The organism is Amycolatopsis sp. BJA-103, assembly GCF_002849735.1.
Taxonomy (GTDB): domain Bacteria; phylum Actinomycetota; class Actinomycetes; order Mycobacteriales; family Pseudonocardiaceae; genus Amycolatopsis.
Window position 1 is genome coordinate 4,601,860 of sequence record NZ_CP017780.1, and the last position, 16,032, is coordinate 4,617,891.

The following is a 16,032-nucleotide window of genomic DNA, read 5'->3' on the forward strand; positions in this document are numbered from 1 at the left end:
TCCATGAGCGAACCGTCCTTCACCCTCGTGCAGCTGCGCTACTTCGAGGCGGCGGCCCGGCATCTGAGCATGACCGCCGCGTCGAAGGAACTGGTGGTCTCGCAGTCGGCCGTGTCGACCGCGATCGCGCAGCTGGAGAAGGAAATGGGCGTGCAGTTCCTCTTGCGCCATCACGCCCGCGGGCTCAGCCTGACCACGGCGGGTGAGGCGTTCTACAAGAGGGTGCTGAATTTCCTCGCCCACGGCGCCGAGCTGGTCGAGACGGCGCGGCAGTCCGGCACCGAACTGGTGGGAACGCTGACTGTCGGCTGCTTCGCCACCCTCGCGCCGTTCCGGTTGCCCAGCCTGCTGGCGGAATTCGAAGCCCGGCATCCGAAGGTGCACGTGTCCTTGCGTGAAGGCGAGCATCACGCGTTGAAGACGGCCCTTCGTTCCGGCGGCACCGAACTCGCCCTCCTCTACGGCTACGACCTCGACGACGACATCGATCGCGAAGTCGTGGGCAGCACCGCCCCGTACGCCCTAGTCCCCGAGAGGCACCGGCTCGCGCGCAGGAAGAGCCGCAAGGTGTCGCTCCACGACCTGGCCGAAGAACCCATGGTGCTGCTCGACCTCCCGAACAGCCGCGAATACCTGCTGGCGATCCTGCGCGACGCCGGGGTGGAACCGCGGATCCGGCACCGCAGCACCGGTTACGAGACCGTCCGCTCGCTCGTCGCGTCCGGCCACGGCTTCGCCCTGCTCAACCAGCGCCCGCCGGAGGACACCACGTACTCGGGTTCGAAAGCCGTCCCGCTGGCGCTCACCGACGTCGTCCCGGCACTGGAGATCGTCGTCGCTTCGATGCGCGGCGCCCGGCTCACCCGGCGGGCGCAGGAGTTCCGGGAGCTGTGCCGCACCCACTACACCCGCTGACGATCACCGGTACCGCAGATAGGCCCGATGGGTCGCGATGTGGTCGGCCACGAGCTTGGCGTCGTGCCACACCCCCCAGATGAAACTCGAGCCGCGGCGCGCCTGCCAGGGCAGCCCCAGGAAGTACACGCCGGGCTCGGCGGACACTCCCCGCCGGTGGTCCGGCCTGCCGTTCTCGTCGAACGCGTCGACCCGCAGCCAGCCGTAGTCGGTGGCGAAGCCGGTGGCCCAGACGATCGACCGGACTCCGGCGGCAGCGAGGTCGAGTTCGGGGATCGGGTCGGTGACGCGGTCCGGATCCGGCCCCAGCACCCGGGCCTCCGGTTCCTCGGGCAGGTCCAGTCCGTTGCGCACGACGTAGGCGTCGGCTTCGTCGAGAGTCGCGAGGTAGCCCGCGTCTCCCCTGGCGAGGTTGGCCGCGAGGTCCGGCGCGAAGCGGAGAACGCCGTCGTCGTACGAAGAGGTCGAGCCGACGAGCTCGATTCCCATCCCGGCGAGCGCCCGGAAGTCGACCGTGTGCCCGCCACGCGCTCCGCTGACCGCGATGGTGACGTGCTCCGCGCCCCGCGGCGGGGTGTCGGCGTCCCACTTGCCGAGGACGCCGAGCCACCAGCAGAAGTCACGTCCGCGATACCTGCGCGGCGGCCGCTCGTGAGGACCGACCGAGAGATACACGCGGCGCCCGGACCGGTGGAGTTCTTCGGCGATCTGCACGCCCGACGATCCGGCCCCGACCACCAGCACCGCTCCTTCGGGCAGCTGCCCGGGATTGCGGTAGCCGCTGGAGTGGAGCTGCTGGATCCCGGCATCCTCGGGCACGATCGGCGGCATCACCGGCCGCTGGAAGGGCCCGGTCGCCGCGATGACGTAGCGCGTCTCGACGGTCCCGTCCGAAGTCTCCACCTGGAAACCCGGCCGTCCCTCGTTCCTCCGGACCGACGTCACCTCGACCCCGGTCCGGATCGGCGCGGCGATCTTTTCCGCGTAGGCCTCGAAATACTCGGCGACCCGGTCCTTCGTGGGGAAGTCGTCCGGCGCCAGATCGGCGAACTCCAGCCCGGGGAAGCGGTCGTGCCAAGCGGGACCGTTCGCGACCAGCGAGTCCCACCGCTCCGAGCGCCAGCGCTCCGCGATGCGGTTCCGCTCCACGACGAGGTGCGGCACCCCGTGGCCACTCAGGTGCTCGCTCATCGCCAGACCGGCCTGGCCCCCACCCACGACGAGAGCCTCCACCTCTTGGCTCGGCATCCAGACCTCCAGGTTCGTCATCCGTTTCGCTGCGTCCTCTGGATGGTGGCCGCGAAGTGTTGCCTGTGTCCAACAGATGTTTTCGTCCTTCAAGATCTGATTTGCAGATTTAGGGGCGGTCGGGTTGGTCGTGAGTGGCGTTTCGGGTTCTAACCCGAAACGCCACTCACGACCAACCCGACCCACCACTACCCGCCCGTGCATCTGAATTATCGATGCATTGGTCCTGAAAGATCTTCTGTACAGAACACCGATACCGGCGGCACGCTGTGGCGACGGGGCCCGCGTCCGACGGGCCGCCCTCTTCCAGGGAAGGCCGAGCAGTGACCGTCCATCGCCGCATCCGCCCGTTCAACACGCGCGACACCTATTCCGAGCAGAACCTCGACAACGACCTTTGCCAGGCCGTCGTCGCCAACGGCACGGTCTACGTCCGCGGCCAGATCGGCCAGGACCTCGACACCAGCGAGTCCGTCGGGATCGGCGACGCGGCCGCGCAGGCCGAGCAGGCGATGGCCAACATCAAGCTGCTGCTCGAAGAAGCGGGCAGCCGGATGGAGCACCTGGTCAAGCTCACGATCTACCTGATCGACCCGCGCTATCGCGAAGACGTCTACCGCGTCGTCGGCCAGTGGACCAAGGGTGTGCACCCGATCTCGACCGGTGTGGTGGTGTCCGCGCTCGCGCGGCCGGAATGGCTGTGCGAGATCGACGCCGTCGCGGTGATCCCGGAGGAGGGGAAATGACCTTTTCGATCGTGGGCCGCGAGGTCTCCGGTGGCACCGTGCGGTTCGGTGTCGCGGCCAGTTCGTCCAGCCCCGCCGTCGCCGCCCGAGTCACGCATCTGGCGCCCGGCGTCGGAGCGGCTTCGTCGCAGAACATCACGGACCCGCGGCTCGGCGGGCGCCTGCTCGACAGGCTGGCCGAGCACGGTGACGCCGAGCGGGCGCTGTCCGAGGTGGTCACGGCGACGTCGGGCGTCGAGTACCGGCAGTTGACCGTGCTCGGCCCGACCGGGCCCGGCTTCGCCTTCAGCGGCGCCAAGACGCTCGGAACATACGCGTCCGCGACCGCCGACGGTGTCGTGGCCGCGGGGAACATGCTTGCGGGCGAACACATCCCGAAGTCCATTGTGGACGCCTTTCTCTCCTCGGCAGGCGAACTGGAACAGCGGCTCGTCACCGCGCTGAAGGCAGGACTCGCGGCGGGCGGCGAAGAAGGTCCCGTTCGCTCCGCCGGTCTCGCCGTGGTGTCCGGGGTGGACTGGCGGGTCACCGATCTGCGCGTGGACTGGGCAGACGACCCGATCGACCGGCTGGCCGAACTGCTCGACGTCTGGCTTCCGCAGCGGGACGACTACGTGACCCGCGCGCTCGACCCCGGCGCGGCGCCGTCCTACGGCGTGCCGGGCGACGCATGATGACGACGCCGAAGGACGCGGCCCGCGCCGAGGTCGATCGCCACGCCGACGAGCTGATCCGGCTTTCGCGACGGTTGCACGCCGACCCCGAGACCGCTTGGGAGGAGCATCGTGCCGCCGCGATGGTGCCGGAGCTGCTCGACCGCGCCGGTTTCGCCGTCACGTCCACTTACTTGGGCCTGGACACGGCGTTCCACGCGAGCTTCGGCGGCGGACCCACCCGGATCGCGCTGTGCGCCGAGTACGACGCGCTGCCCGGTCTCGGCCACGCCTGCGGCCACAACCTCATCGCGGCGAGCTCGATCGGCGCGGCGCTCGGCCTGGCCGCGATCGCCGACGACGCCGGGCTGACCGTCGAGGTCTACGGAACGCCCGCGGAAGAGGGCGGCGGCGGGAAGATCGAGCTGCTCGACCGCGGCGCTTTCGCCGATGTCGACTTGGCGATGATGGTCCATCCCGCGCCCGTCGATGTCGCCGAGGCGCGGCCGTTCGCCGTCAGTCACTCGAAGATCTCCTACCGCGGCCGGTCGGCACACGCCGCCGCGTACCCGGAGGCCGGGATCAACGCGGCCGACGCGTTCACCGTCGCCCAGGTCGCGATCGGCCTGCTGCGGCAGCATCTTCCGGCCTCGGCCCGCGTGCATGGAGTCGTGACCCATGCCGGTGACGCCCCGAACGCGATCCCTGAGCACGCGACCGGCCGCTGGTACGTGCGTGCCGAGACGCTCGCGGAGCTCGCCGAACTGGAGCCGCGCGTGCTGCGCGCGTTCGAGGCTGGCGCGCTGGCCACCGGCTGCGAACTGAGCGTCGAGCCGGAGAGCAGGCCCTACGCCGAGTTCCGCGCCGACGAGACCGCGCTGGCCGCCTACCGCGCCAACGCGCTGGAACTCGGCCGCGAGTTCGCGGCGGGCGGGACGGCGTCCCGGATGAACCGGGCGTCGACCGACATGGGCAACGTCTCGCAGGTCGTGCCCGCCATCCATCCCTACATCGGCATCGGCTCCCTGCCCGCGATCAACCACCAGCGCGAGTTCGCCGCGCACTGCGTCGGCGGCGAGGCCGAACGCGCGCTGCTCGACGGCGCGATCGCACTGGCCTGGACCGGTGCGGACCGGGCCAGTGCCGTCAGGCAGCCCGCCTGACCGTCTTCGCGCGACATGGTTCAAGGAGGCATCATGACCACGCAGGACTCTCCCCCCGACGAGTTCGTCACCACCGCCACCGACCCCGCGATGCTGCGCCGCAGCATCGCCGCCGGGGCCGTCGGGGTGTTCGTGCACTGGTTCGACTGGGCCGCCTACGCCTATCTCGCGAGCACCATCGCGTCGGTGTTCTTCCCCGCGGGCGACGCCACCGCCGGTCTGCTCGCCGTCTTCGGCGTTTTCGCGGTCTCCTTCGGGATCCGGCCGATCGGGGCGCTGGTGTTCGGGCCGCTCGGCGACCGGATCGGCCGCAAGCGCACGCTGTCCATCGTCATCTTCGTGATGTCCGGCGCCACCCTGGTCATCGGCCTCCTGCCCGGGTACTCGACGATCGGGATCGCCGCTCCCCTGCTGCTGGTCTTCCTGCGGCTGCTGCAGGGTTTCGCGGCGGGCGGCGAATTCGGGAGCGCGGCGAGCTTCCTCGCCGAGTACGCGCCGCGCCACCGCCGCGGTTTCGGCGTCAGCTGGCTCGAAGTCGGTTCCCTGCTGGGCTTCCTCGCCGGGTCGTTCGTGTTCCTGCTGCTGTCGCTCGGTCTCTCGGCAGACCAGCTGGCGTCCTGGGGCTGGCGGATCCCGTTCCTGCTCGCGGCGCCGCTCGGGATCATCGGCTTCGTCATCCGCACCAAGATCGAGGACACCCCCGAGTACCGCGCGCTGGAGGCGACCGGTGACGTGCCCCGCAGCCCGGTGCGGGAGTTGTTCCGTGACAACAAGAAGCAGCTGTTCCAGGCCGCGGGACTGATGACCATGATGCACGTGCCGTTCTACGCGGTGCTCACCTATCTGGTCACCTACGAGACCGACCATCTCGGCCATTCCGCCGGTGACGCCGCCTTGCTGTCCACCGTGATCTCGCTCCTCGCCCTGGTCCTCGTCCCCGCCTTCGGACGGCTCTCCGACCGGGTCGGACGACGGCCTGTCCTGCTCGGCGCGGGCATCGCGCTCTTCGTCCTGGCGACACCGGCGTATCTCGTGATGCGCACGGGACTCACGGGAACGTGGATCGGCGGACTCACGCTCGGTGTCGTGCTCGCCGCGATCCTCGGCACCTACGCGGTGTGGTCGGCGGAGATCTTCCCGACCCGGACCCGCCAGGGCGGCCTGTCGATCGCCTACAACCTCACCGCCGCCCTGTTCGCCGGGACCGTGCCGTATCTGATGACCGTCCTGATCTCGGCGACCGGCAGCACCCTCGTCCCCGGCCCGTACCTCATGGCCGCCGCCGCGGTCGGGCTCGTCGCGGCCTTCTCGATGCGCGAGACGGCCGGAAAGTCCTTGTCACAGACGGAAGACTGACTCCGGGCGTCAGTCGACGAGCTGCGATTTCCCGGCGGCGGTGACGAAATGCGGGCGGCCGGTGATCGGATGCGGCACGATCGTGCTGCGCACTCCGAACACTTCGGCGACCCGCTCCGGCTCCAGCACCTCCTCGGGCGGCCCTGCCGCGAGGACCCGGCCTTTTTCGAGCAGTACCAGGCGATCGCAGTAGGTGGTGGCGTGGTCGAGGTCGTGCAGGGCGACCACGGTGGTCAGCCCGAGCTCACGGGCGAGATCCAGCAGGCCGAGCTGGGCGCCGATGTCGAGGTGGTTGGTCGGCTCGTCCAGCAGCAGGACCGGTGTCTTCTGGGCGAGCGCCCGCGCCACCAGGACCCGTTGCCGCTCACCGCCGGAAAGCCGCGTGAAGACCCGGCGCGCGGCCCAGGCCATCCCCACCCGGTCCAGCGCGTCCCGCACGATGTCACGATCGCCGCCGTTGTCCCGTTCCAGGATCCCCTTGTGCGGTGTCCGTCCCATGAGGACGGTCTCCTCGACCGAGAAACCGTTGTCGAGATCGTGATCCTGGACGACGACCGCCGTCCGCCGCCCCGCCTCGCGAGCGGTGCCCCGCCAGACGTCGGACTCTCCGATGTGGACGGAGCCTCGCACCGGCTTCAACGCCCGGTAGACACAACGCAGCAACGTGCTCTTGCCGGAACCGTTGGGGCCGATGAGCCCGGTGACCGTTCCGGTTCCGACCTCGACGCTCACGTCGCCGAGGATCGGGAGGTCGTCGATCGTCACGGACACGCCCTGGATCTGGATCTTCACCGCAGCGATCTCCTCCGGCCACGCAGCAACATCAGGAAGAACGGCGCGCCGAGCGCCGCGGTGAAGATGCCGATCGGCATCTCGTTCGGCTTGTTCACCGTGCGGGTGGCGAGGTCGACAAGCACCAGGAAGACCGCCCCGCCCAGCAGGGACACCGGGATCACCTTGCGATGGTCCGGTCCCACGACCAGCCGCACCGCGTGCGGGACCACCAGCCCCACGAAACCGATGCCGCCCGCGACACTCACCACCGTCGCCGTCAGCAGGGACGCCGCCACCAGCAACAGGACGCGCAACCGGTCGACGTCGACACCCAGCCCGGCCGCGGTGTCCTCGCCGGTCGCGAGCGCGTTCATCATCCGGCCCCGGCTCGCCAGCCACAGCCCGGTGACCGCGGTCGCGGCCGCCGGGATCGCGAGATCGGACCAGGACGCTCCGGCGACCGAGCCGAGCAGCCAGAACATGACTCCGCGCAGTTCCGACGGATCGATCAGCAGTTGCAGCAGGCCGGTCCCCGCCATCCCGAGGTAGGCGACGGCGACCCCGGCGAGGACGAGACTCGTGCCGATCAGCCTGCCGCCGCGTTGCGCCATCACGAAAACCACGAGCAGGCTCAGGGACGAGCCCACGAACGCCGCGAGCAGCACGCGCGGGGTGCGGAAGGTCCACACGATCTGATCGGTCAACGGGTCGAGGCCCTCGGTGCCACCGGTCAGATGGGCCCACACGACGGCGACGACGCGGCCGACCGGGACGTCGACCGTGCCGATGCCGACGGAGAACGCCACGGCCAGCGCGAGCGCGACGGTCAGCCCAGCCAGCAGGAGGGTGAAACCCTTACCCTGCATCAGATGTGTCCGCCGCTGGTCAACGCGCGGCATCGGCGATCTTCCGGACGGCGATCGCGTTGATCGGGCCGAGGTAGATGCTGTCGGAGACGCTGGTGAAGGTCTTGGTCTTCGACGCCTGCCAGGCGGGGAACTTGGCGAACAGCTCCCGGGCCAGCACGTCCGGCTTCTCCCCCGGCTGGAACAACCCGATCACCAGCACGTCGACAGGTGCGGCGGCGAGCGCTTCGGCGTTGATCTCGGCGAGCTGGGTGTTCGTCTTGCCCGCGAACGGGTTCACGCCACCGGCACGGCCGACGATGTCGTCGTAGATCCCGCCGCCGAACACCGCGGGCAGGCCGTTGTTGTTCATCATCGACATCCCCGGGTAGACGACCAGGACGTTCTTGCGCTCCTTGCCCGCCACTTCCTTTTGGACGGCGGCGATTTCGGCGCGTGTCCGGTTGACGTGGTCGGCGGCGCGCTGCTGGACGTCGAAGATCTCGCCGAGGCTCAGCAGCAGCTCGGACGACGACTCGACCGACTGCTTCCCGTACCGCTCCTTGTCTTCCGGCCGGGCGTTCGGATCGCCGTTCGCGCAGTTCGACGGCGTGACGAAGCTCTTGATCCCCGCCGCGTCGAGCTGATCGCGGGTGACCGAACCGACCTTGTCGTCGAACCCGCCCGCCCAGGTGGAGATCACCAGATCCGGCTTGAGGGCGAGGACCTGCTCGCGCGGGACCTCGAAGTTCTCGTTGAGCTTCAGGTTCGCCTTCGGGATCGCCTTGATCTTGTCCACGAAGGACGGTTCGTCCGACACTTCGTAGGATTGGCTGTTGGCCAGGATGTGGTCCTGGATCCCCAGGGCCACGAAGCTCTCCACCTCGGCTACCGACGTGCCGTTGAGCAGCACCACGCGTTTCGGCGGCGCGTCGAAGGTGACCTTCCGCCCGCAGTTGTCGATGGTCAGCGGGTACGAGGTGGGTTTCGCCACGGCGGGAGGCAGCAGGCCCACGTCGGCCTGCTGGGCGGCCGGCGCCGGTTTGCCGATGCCGCAGGCCGCGACGGCGGCGAGCAGCACGCCTGCCACGAGGACGCACCGGGTCAGGCGGGCGCCGTCAAAAGAGGACATGTCCCAAAGGTCGCGCGGACGTGGCGGAAAGTTCCCGGGCCCGGCGCTCCGGCGTCGCGGCCGGGCTGCTCCGAACGGGCCGCCCGCCCCCGGGGATCACATCCGCGTATGCGAATTTCTTCTTCACGCTTTCGTCCGCGTATTACAAAAAGGCGTTGTCAAGATTCTTTACGCGGCCCGGATTCACCGGGTATTCCGGTGGCGCTACGCTCTCGTCGCGTCGCCTGATCAGGCCACACATTCTTTGCCTGCTGGTCAATTCTCCTCGTTCAGGGATTGGGATGTATGGAAAGCTGTGATGTCGCCCATCCCCGGCCGCGAAAGCGCAACCGGGCACGAATCCGCGGTTTCGCCGCGCTGATCGTCCTGCTGGCCGCGGGCTGCGGCGCCGATCCGGTGACCCCGGTCCCGGCCGCGGTCGGCCAGGAGGACCTGACCCTGCTGCCCGAGGCCACCACGTTCGGCACCCTCGCCGACGCGGCCAAGGACTCCGGTGCCGCGGCCACCGGCAAGGTCGTGCACCCCAAGGACGACCTCGTCGTCTACCAGAGCGTCGGCGGCAAGGCCGTCGCCAAGCTCCCGTCGGTCCAGGTGGGCTCCCCGACCTGGGTCCCGGTGATCGCCGAACAGGGCCCGTGGGCGGAGATCCTGCTCCCGACCAGGCCCAACGCGTCCGCGGGCTGGGTGCACCTCGACCCGGCGCGCGTCGAAATCGCCCAGAACGACTACACCATCAACGTCGACAGGGCGGCCTTCTCGCTCGAGCTCACACGGTCCGGCGAGTCGCTGGGCAAGTGGACGATCGGCACCGGGAAGCCGGAGTACCCGACCCCGAAGGGCCGGGCGTTCCTGCTGGCGTCCATCGAGGAGACCGTCAACGAGTACAGCCCGATCGTCCTGCCGCTGAGCGCGCATTCGGAATCGCACGAGACGTTCGGCGGCGGTCCCGGCACGGTCGGCATCCACACGTGGCCGAATGACAGTTTCCAGGGCCAAGCGAACAGCGACGGCTGCATTCGCGTGCCGAAGGCGGCGCTCGACGAGCTCGTGAAGGTTCCGCTGGGCGCCATTGTCAACATCGTCTGAACAATTCTCGAAAGGGTAGTGATTTGTTCACCAGAAAAGCTCTCGTCGGCGGCATCGCCCTCAGCGCGGTGGCGCTCACGGTCATCGCCCCTTCGGCAGGCGCCGCCGGCCACGGCAGCTCGGCGTTCGCCCTGTCCGCCTCGGGCCTGCTGAAGATCGACCCGGTCCCCGCGGTCGACGGCTCGGACGGCTTCCGGCAGAAGTCGCTCGCGGAGTTCACCCTGCCGCTGCAACTGGTCAAGGTCACCCTGCTCAACGCCCAGGCGGGCGAGACCGCGGCCAGGGCCAGTGTCAAGGACGTCGAGGTGAACCTCGGCGGGCTCAGCGGCAAGCAGGGCAAGCCGCTGGTCAGCGCGTCGGCCGTCCAGGCGGAATGCAAGGGCGGCAAGGGGTCTTCGTCGCTCGCCAAGGCGAGCATCGGAGGTGTCAAGCTCGACGTCGCCGCCGCGCCGAACACCGCCGTCGGCGTCGAAGGGCTGGCTTCGGTCACGCTGAACAAGCAGGTCGAGCACAAGGACGGCTCGATCACCGTCACCGCGCTGTCGATCAGCGTCGACGGCTTCCAGACGCTCGACCTCGCCTCGGTGACCTGCGCCGCGGGTGGTGGCGACGGTTCGACCACCGAGCCGCCCACGGGCAAGCCGAGCACCGGCAAGCCGTCCAGCGGCAAGCCGAGCGCGCCGCCGACCTCGGCCACCACCGCCAAGCCCGCGGGCGACAAGCCCACCGCCGACGGCAAGGCCCCCACCCCCACCCCGGTCAAGGCCCACCTCGACGTCACCGGCTGACCCGCCTCGATCGTCGTCAAGGGCCCCGTCCGGCCGGACGGGGCCCTTCCCTTTAGCGTTTTGTGCGCATTTTTCGTAGAGCCGTAACAACTTTCGGGCTTCTCGCGCCATAGGGAACAGCTACCGCGTTCTTTCCGGTCCCTGCGCAGGAGGAGTCGTGTGATGGGTTCTCGTCGTCCGCTGTTCTCAGCAAGAGCACTGTTCCCGCGAAGATCACGACGCGCATTGGCGGTGGGCGTGGTCGGCCCGCTCGTCGGCGCCCTCGCGGTCGCGGTCGTCGCCGTGGCGCCCGCCGAAGCCGCGGTGCCGGCCGGTTTCACCGACACGGTGGCGATCGGCGGGCTCAGCTCGCCGACGTCCACCGCGTTCGCGCCGGACGGCCGGGTGTTCATCGCCGAGAAATCCGGCCTGGTCAAGGTCTTCGACTCGCTCACCGACACGACGCCGACGGTCTTCGCCGATCTCCGTCCGCAGACACAGGACTTCTGGGACCGCGGCCTGCTCGGACTGGCCGTCGACCCCGCTTTCCCCGCCAGGCCGTACGTCTACGTGTCCTACACCCTCGACGCGGTGCCCGGCGGCACCGCGCCGCGCTGGGGTGACGCCTGCCCGACCCCGCCGGGCGCCACCAACAAGGGCTGCGTCGTCACCGGTCGCGTGTCCCAGCTGACCATGGGCCCGGCCGGGACGGCCGTCAGCGAAAAGCCGCTGGTCACGGGCTGGTGCCAGCAGTTCCCCAGCCACTCGGTCGGCGCTCTCGCCTTCGGGCCGGACGGCGCCCTGTACGCGGGCGGCGGCGACGGCGCCAGCTTCAACTTCGCCGACTACGGCCAGGTCGAGAACCCTTGTGCCGACCCGCCCTCGCCCGCCGGGACGAACCTCACGCCTCCGACGGCGGAAGGCGGCGCGCTGCGTTCGCAGTCGCCTCGACGCCCCGCCGGGCAGCCGGTGCTGCTCAACGGCGCGTTGCTGCGCCTCGACCCCGACACCGGCGAAGGCGCGGCCGGCAACCCGTTCGCGAGCAGCACCGACGCCAACGCCCGGCGCGTGATCGCCTACGGCGCGCGGAACCAGTTCCGGTTCGGCTTCCGGCCGGGGACCAGTGAGCTGTGGGCGGGCGACGTCGGCTGGGACACCTGGGAGGAGATCAACCGCGTCGCCAACGTCGGCGACAACGTGGCCGAGAACTTCGGCTGGCCCTGCTTCGAGGGCACCACCCGGCAAGCGGGTTACGACGGCGCGAACCTCGACCGGTGCGAGTCCCTGTACAGCTCCGGCGGGCAGGCCGCGCCGTACTACGCCTACAACCACAACGCCAAGGTGGTGGCGGGCGACCCCTGTCCCACCGGAGGTTCGTCGATCAGCGGCATCGCCTTCGAATCCGGGAGCAACTACCCCGCCGACTACTCCGGCGCGCTGTTCTTCTCCGACTCCTCCCGGGGGTGCATCTGGGCCATGCAGACCGTCGGCGGCCAGCCGAACGCGAGCCGTCTGGTGCCCTTCGTGACCGGCGTCAACACACCGGTGCAGGTGCTCACCGGCCCGGGCGGCGACCTGTTCTACGTCGCGCTGGGCAGTGGTGAACTCCACCGGGTGAGCCATCCCGGCGGCAGCAACCGGCCGCCGGTCGCGGTGGCCACCGCGACCCCGTCGAGCGGCCCGGCGCCGCTGTCGGTCCAGTTCGACGGCACCGGCTCCACCGACCCGGACGCCGGGGACACGCTGTCCTACGCCTGGGACCTCGACGCCGACGGCGCGTACGACGACTCGACGGCCGCCAATCCGACGTGGACCTACACGACGGCCGCCGCCGTCGACGCCGGTCTGCGGGTCACGGACTCCCACGGCGCCGCCGCGACGACGACCGTGCGCGTGACCGTCGGGAACCCGGTCGGCCTCGACCCGGTGCCGGTCATCGACAGCCCGACCGGTGCGCTGACCTGGTCGGTCGGCCAGACCGTGCCGTTCTCCGGCCGTGCCGTCGACGCACAGGACGGACAGCTCCCGCCGTCGGCGTTGTCCTGGCGGCTCGCGATCCGGCACTGCGCGGCCAACGGCACCTGCCATACGCACAACGTCCAGGACTTCCCGGGCGTCGCGTCCGGCTCGTTCGTCGCGCCGGACCACGAGTACCCGTCATATCTGCAGCTGACCCTCACCGCGACCGACTCGAGCGGCCGCACGGGTACCAAGACCGTCGACCTCCAGCCGAAGACGGTGTCCCTGAACTTCACCTCCAGCCCGAATCAGGCGATGCTCACCGTCGGCGGGACCCAGCAGCGCACGCCGTTCTCGCGGACGGTGATCGCCGGATCCACCAACTCGATCAGCGCGGACAGCCCGCAGAACGTGCCACCGCTCAACCTGAAGTACGCCTACACCGGTTGGGCACACGGTGGCGCGCGGACACAGAACATCGTCGCGCCAGGGACGTCGACGACCTACCAGGCGAAGTACCGGCTCTGCTGGCTGTTGCAGCCCTGCTGAACCGTCGCCTTCCGTGCCAGGATGGCTGGACCGACCAGTGTCCCGGCGTTCATCGGAGTCACCATGCCTGTCGTCTTCGTCCACGGAGTTCCCGAAACGGCCGCGATCTGGGAACCGCTACGCCACGAACTCGCGAGGACCGACGTCGTCAGGCTGTCGCCGCCCGGGTTCGGCGCGGCGGTTCCCGACGGGTTCGGCGCGACCGCGGACGACTATCTCCGCTGGCTCGTCGCCGAACTCGAAGCGATCGACGGACCGATCGATCTGGTCGGGCACGACTGGGGCGGCTGCCACGTGCAGCGGGTGGCCGCCACCAGGCCCGACCTCATCCGGTCCTGGTGCAACGACGTGGCGGGCTGCACCGACCCGGACTACGTCTGGCACGACCTCGCGCAGACCTGGCAGACACCCGGTGCCGGCGAAGCCGCGATCGGGCAGATGTTCGGCGGTCCGGCCGAAGACCTGGCGGCGGGGCTGGTCGCGGCCGGGATGACCACCGCGGCGGCGGAGGCGACGGCGAACGCGGACGGTGCGGAGATGGGACGGTGCATTCTGGCTCTGTACCGCTCGGCGACGGATCTCCCGGCGTTCGATTGGGGCACCGGGCTCCCCCCGGAGCAACGCCGTCCGGGGCTCGTCATCAACGCGACGGAGGACCAGTACGTCGGCGGGCCGGAATTCGCCCACCGCGCGGCTGAACGGTTCGACGCCAGGGAAGTCGTCCTGGACGGCCTCGGGCACTGGTGGATGATGCAGGACCCGAAACGGGGCGCGGCCGCGCTGAACGACTTCTACACCGAACTGGACAACCGGTAGGACGATCGGATCACGCCCGGAGCCGGCGGAGTTCGCTCCGGGCGTGTTCCACTCGTTCGGTTTCCCGTCCGCCCGCGCGGGCGATCTCACGGGCGAGATCTCCCGCGCCTTCGATCGAGTGGCGGGCCTTCCGCCGCGAGTGCAAGCGCTTGCGATAAGCCTTGCGGTCTTTGCGCAGGCCGCTGACCGCGTCCAGCAAGGCGGGATCCAGCACGCTCGTTTCCACCTCCGGACCGAGCAGCCGGCGGATCCAGGCTCGTTCCTGCCGCGCGGCACGGCGCAGGACGGCGAACAACACGGTGAGCTCGACGGCCGCGATCGCGAAGGGCAGGACGGCGGCCAGGGAGCCGCCACCACTGATGCCGGTCATGTCGTCCCAGGCGAAGTGGAACACCATCGCCGTCAGCATGGTCGACACACCGAGGACCACGTTGCGCTCGCTCCGGGTCCGCCCGAGGACCCACATCAGGCCGGTGCAGAAGACGGCGCTGAAGAGAGCGTGCGACACGATTCCGGCCGCGCCCCGGATCAGGAACATCTGCAGCGAGGTGCCGACCTGATCGACACCGAAGCTTTGGACGGCACCGTTGTACACGTAGAGCACGTCCTCGAAGACCTGGAAGCCCAGGCCGATGAACGCGCCGATGATGAAACCGTCGTAGGCGCTGCGGACCAGCCTCGGCGCGAGCCCGATCAGCAGCACCAGGCCGAGTGCCTTGCCCCATTCCTCGTTGACCGGCGCGGTGAGACCGGCGGCCCAGTCGGCCGCGAAAGCCGTGCCGCCGAGCTTCGTCCAGATCTCCAGCAGCGCGGTGTTCGCCGGGAGCGCGATCCAGAACGCCGCGGCGATGCCACCCCACGCGAACCCCGCCGCCAGCAGTCCGGCCGGTTGGGCGGTGTAGCGATTGTGGTGGCGCAGCAGCAGCAACCACGGCACCAGGTAGAGCCCGAACAACAGCACGCCACCGGCCAGCGCCGGGGTGTAGAAACCACCGTCGGCGCCGAAGTACCGCACCATCGAGAGCGTGCCGCCGCCGATCCCGAGGAGATACACCCAGAACGCCAGGTTGTGCGGCTGCACGAACCGGAACGGCTGTCCCCAGCCCGACTGCTCGATCGCGGCCAGTTGCGCCGCCTTGCCCTCCGACGGCGCGGTCATCGGCCCGTCCCCGGCGCGACGCTGCGCAGGAATCCCGCCACCACGTCCCGATAGCGCTCGAACTGGCCCGGCGCGGTGCGGACCGTGATCAGCAAGGCGGGTGCCGCCTCGGCCGCCTGACCGGAGCCCGCCATCTTGAACGCCACGTCGAGCCCGTCACCCGCGGGGCCGGTGGTGGTCCGCACGATGCCGACCAGCCCGGCGGTGGTCGTCACCGTGCCCTGTGTCCCGTCGACTCCGGCCGGGCCGGCCCCCCTCGACCGCTCGACCTGGTCGAGGAACGCCTCGGCGGATCCGGAGTACGACGCGCCGCGCAGGTCGATGGTCGCGCCGCCCGTGGCGAGCAGGGCCTGCAGCGACTCCGGCCTCGCGGCGCCGGTACCGACGAGCGTGCCGTTCTCGAGCTGCCAGCCCACCGGCGGGACCGCCGTCGCGCCATCGCCGAGATCCAGCACCTCACCGGCCCGGATCTCGTTGCGCCACGGGATGACCGCGTTGACCGCCGGTAGTCCGTAGATGAGCACCAAGGCCACCGAAAGGGTGATCAGAGCCGGTCCGAACGTCCGTTTGTCGAGACCGAGGAAACGGTGCTCGACCGGTACCCACCCTGGAGGTGCTGCCTTCACGCCCGAATTCGAGGTCACCGCGAAAACTCTAAACAGCGCCGTGCCGGATCCGCATCTTTTCGGCGGACGCGGGTGGCGGCGTCGACGCCTGTCACCCGCCTGACAGAAACCGGCGAGGCCGGTCGCCACCCGCTGATAGCCCGGAGACTGTTCGGTCGTCGTCCGTTGACAGTGTGCGACCGAGCCGTTTCCATTCTTCACAAGGCGCAGGACACGATCTCCGCGCTTTCTGCGACAG

General features: G+C 69.8%; 15 protein-coding genes. 9 read left to right on the plus strand and 6 right to left on the minus strand.

The window, feature by feature from the left end:
• The first annotated feature begins 3 nt into the window (after positions 1 to 3).
• Positions 4 to 915: a LysR substrate-binding domain-containing protein gene (locus BKN51_RS19850; RefSeq protein WP_101609064.1), complete on the plus strand. Its 912-nt coding sequence runs from the start codon at positions 4 to 6 to the stop codon at positions 913 to 915.
• A 3-nt stretch (positions 916 to 918) separates the two neighbouring features.
• On the opposite strand, the gene BKN51_RS19855 is transcribed toward BKN51_RS19850, so the two are convergent.
• Positions 919 to 2,184 (minus strand): flavin-containing monooxygenase, encoded by a 1,266-nt coding sequence (locus tag BKN51_RS19855; RefSeq protein ID WP_233224274.1) that lies wholly within the window; start codon positions 2,182 to 2,184, stop codon positions 919 to 921.
• Positions 2,185 to 2,486: 302 nt separating this feature from the next.
• On the opposite strand from BKN51_RS19855, the gene BKN51_RS19860 reads away from it, so the two are divergent.
• From BKN51_RS19860 to BKN51_RS19875, 4 genes are read left to right on the plus strand one after another with little or no spacing between them, the layout of a single operon-like run.
• On the plus strand, positions 2,487 to 2,909 hold the full coding sequence (locus BKN51_RS19860; protein ID WP_101609065.1) for a RidA family protein: 423 nt from the start codon (positions 2,487 to 2,489) through the stop codon (positions 2,907 to 2,909).
• Positions 2,906 to 3,583, plus strand: a complete 678-nt coding sequence (locus BKN51_RS19865) for a DUF1028 domain-containing protein (protein WP_101609066.1) — start codon at positions 2,906 to 2,908, stop codon at positions 3,581 to 3,583. Before BKN51_RS19860 ends, BKN51_RS19865 begins: the two co-directional genes overlap by 4 nt.
• The gene (locus BKN51_RS19870; protein WP_101609067.1) at positions 3,583 to 4,725 is read left to right on the plus strand and encodes a M20 family metallopeptidase; all 1,143 of its coding nucleotides are present in this window, start codon (positions 3,583 to 3,585) and stop codon (positions 4,723 to 4,725) included. Before BKN51_RS19865 ends, BKN51_RS19870 begins: the two co-directional genes overlap by 1 nt.
• 33 nt (positions 4,726 to 4,758) lie before the next feature.
• Positions 4,759 to 6,081: an MFS transporter gene (locus BKN51_RS19875; protein ID WP_101609068.1), complete on the plus strand. Its 1,323-nt coding sequence runs from the start codon at positions 4,759 to 4,761 to the stop codon at positions 6,079 to 6,081.
• Between the two features lie 9 nt (positions 6,082 to 6,090).
• On the opposite strand, the gene BKN51_RS19880 is transcribed toward BKN51_RS19875, so the two are convergent.
• From BKN51_RS19880 to BKN51_RS19890, 3 genes are read right to left on the minus strand one after another with little or no spacing between them, the layout of a single operon-like run.
• Positions 6,091 to 6,873, minus strand: coding sequence for an ABC transporter ATP-binding protein (locus BKN51_RS19880; protein ID WP_101609069.1), 783 nt, complete (start codon positions 6,871 to 6,873; stop codon positions 6,091 to 6,093).
• Entirely contained in the window at positions 6,870 to 7,754 is an 885-nt protein-coding gene (locus BKN51_RS19885; RefSeq protein WP_101609070.1) for a FecCD family ABC transporter permease, read from the minus strand. Before BKN51_RS19885 ends, BKN51_RS19880 begins: the two co-directional genes overlap by 4 nt.
• Entirely contained in the window at positions 7,741 to 8,832 is a 1,092-nt protein-coding gene (locus BKN51_RS19890; RefSeq protein WP_101609071.1) for an ABC transporter substrate-binding protein, read from the minus strand. The genes BKN51_RS19885 and BKN51_RS19890 overlap by 14 nt, the downstream gene beginning before the upstream one ends.
• Before the next feature lie 285 nt (positions 8,833 to 9,117).
• Between BKN51_RS19890 and BKN51_RS19895 the strand changes: the two genes are divergently transcribed.
• The 4 genes from BKN51_RS19895 to BKN51_RS19910 all read left to right on the plus strand — a co-directional run bounded on the left by BKN51_RS19895 (position 9,118) and on the right by BKN51_RS19910 (position 14,009).
• A complete protein-coding gene (locus BKN51_RS19895; RefSeq protein ID WP_101609072.1) occupies positions 9,118 to 9,918 on the plus strand; it encodes a L,D-transpeptidase in 801 nt (266 codons plus the stop codon).
• 23 nt (positions 9,919 to 9,941) lie between these two features.
• Positions 9,942 to 10,706 (plus strand): choice-of-anchor P family protein, encoded by a 765-nt coding sequence (locus BKN51_RS43160; protein ID WP_158255841.1) that lies wholly within the window; start codon positions 9,942 to 9,944, stop codon positions 10,704 to 10,706.
• 237 nt (positions 10,707 to 10,943) lie between these two features.
• Positions 10,944 to 13,193 carry a PQQ-dependent sugar dehydrogenase gene (locus BKN51_RS19905; RefSeq protein WP_101613331.1) on the plus strand — a complete coding sequence of 750 codons (2,250 nt, stop codon included), beginning with the start codon at positions 10,944 to 10,946 and terminating at the stop codon, positions 13,191 to 13,193.
• A gap of 21 nt (positions 13,194 to 13,214) precedes the next feature.
• On the plus strand, positions 13,215 to 14,009 hold the full coding sequence (locus BKN51_RS19910; RefSeq protein WP_233224272.1) for an alpha/beta fold hydrolase: 795 nt from the start codon (positions 13,215 to 13,217) through the stop codon (positions 14,007 to 14,009).
• A 10-nt stretch (positions 14,010 to 14,019) separates the two neighbouring features.
• Here the strand turns inward: BKN51_RS19910 and BKN51_RS19915 are convergent, their stop codons facing one another.
• Positions 14,020 to 15,168 carry a PrsW family intramembrane metalloprotease gene (locus BKN51_RS19915; RefSeq protein WP_101609074.1) on the minus strand — a complete coding sequence of 383 codons (1,149 nt, stop codon included), beginning with the start codon at positions 15,166 to 15,168 and terminating at the stop codon, positions 14,020 to 14,022.
• Positions 15,165 to 15,812 carry a hypothetical protein gene (locus tag BKN51_RS19920; RefSeq protein ID WP_233224271.1) on the minus strand — a complete coding sequence of 216 codons (648 nt, stop codon included), beginning with the start codon at positions 15,810 to 15,812 and terminating at the stop codon, positions 15,165 to 15,167. The genes BKN51_RS19915 and BKN51_RS19920 overlap by 4 nt, the downstream gene beginning before the upstream one ends.
• Positions 15,813 to 16,032: the final 220 nt, after the last annotated feature.

Excerpts from the sequence above, each read along its gene's own strand:
- BKN51_RS19850 (WP_101609064.1), top strand. The coding sequence starts at position 4 with ATGAGCGAACCGTCCTTCACCCTCGTGCAGCTGCGCTACTTCGAGGCG.
- BKN51_RS19855 (WP_233224274.1), bottom strand. The coding sequence starts at position 2,184 with ATGACGAACCTGGAGGTCTGGATGCCGAGCCAAGAGGTGGAGGCTCTC.
- BKN51_RS19865 (WP_101609066.1), top strand. The coding sequence starts at position 2,906 with ATGACCTTTTCGATCGTGGGCCGCGAGGTCTCCGGTGGCACCGTGCGG.
- BKN51_RS19870 (WP_101609067.1), top strand. The coding sequence starts at position 3,583 with ATGACGACGCCGAAGGACGCGGCCCGCGCCGAGGTCGATCGCCACGCC.
- BKN51_RS19875 (WP_101609068.1), top strand. The coding sequence starts at position 4,759 with ATGACCACGCAGGACTCTCCCCCCGACGAGTTCGTCACCACCGCCACC.
- BKN51_RS19885 (WP_101609070.1), bottom strand. The coding sequence starts at position 7,754 with ATGCCGCGCGTTGACCAGCGGCGGACACATCTGATGCAGGGTAAGGGT.
- BKN51_RS19890 (WP_101609071.1), bottom strand. The coding sequence starts at position 8,832 with ATGTCCTCTTTTGACGGCGCCCGCCTGACCCGGTGCGTCCTCGTGGCA.
- BKN51_RS19895 (WP_101609072.1), top strand. The coding sequence starts at position 9,118 with ATGGAAAGCTGTGATGTCGCCCATCCCCGGCCGCGAAAGCGCAACCGG.
- BKN51_RS19910 (WP_233224272.1), top strand. The coding sequence starts at position 13,215 with ATGGCTGGACCGACCAGTGTCCCGGCGTTCATCGGAGTCACCATGCCT.
- BKN51_RS19915 (WP_101609074.1), bottom strand. The coding sequence starts at position 15,168 with ATGACCGCGCCGTCGGAGGGCAAGGCGGCGCAACTGGCCGCGATCGAG.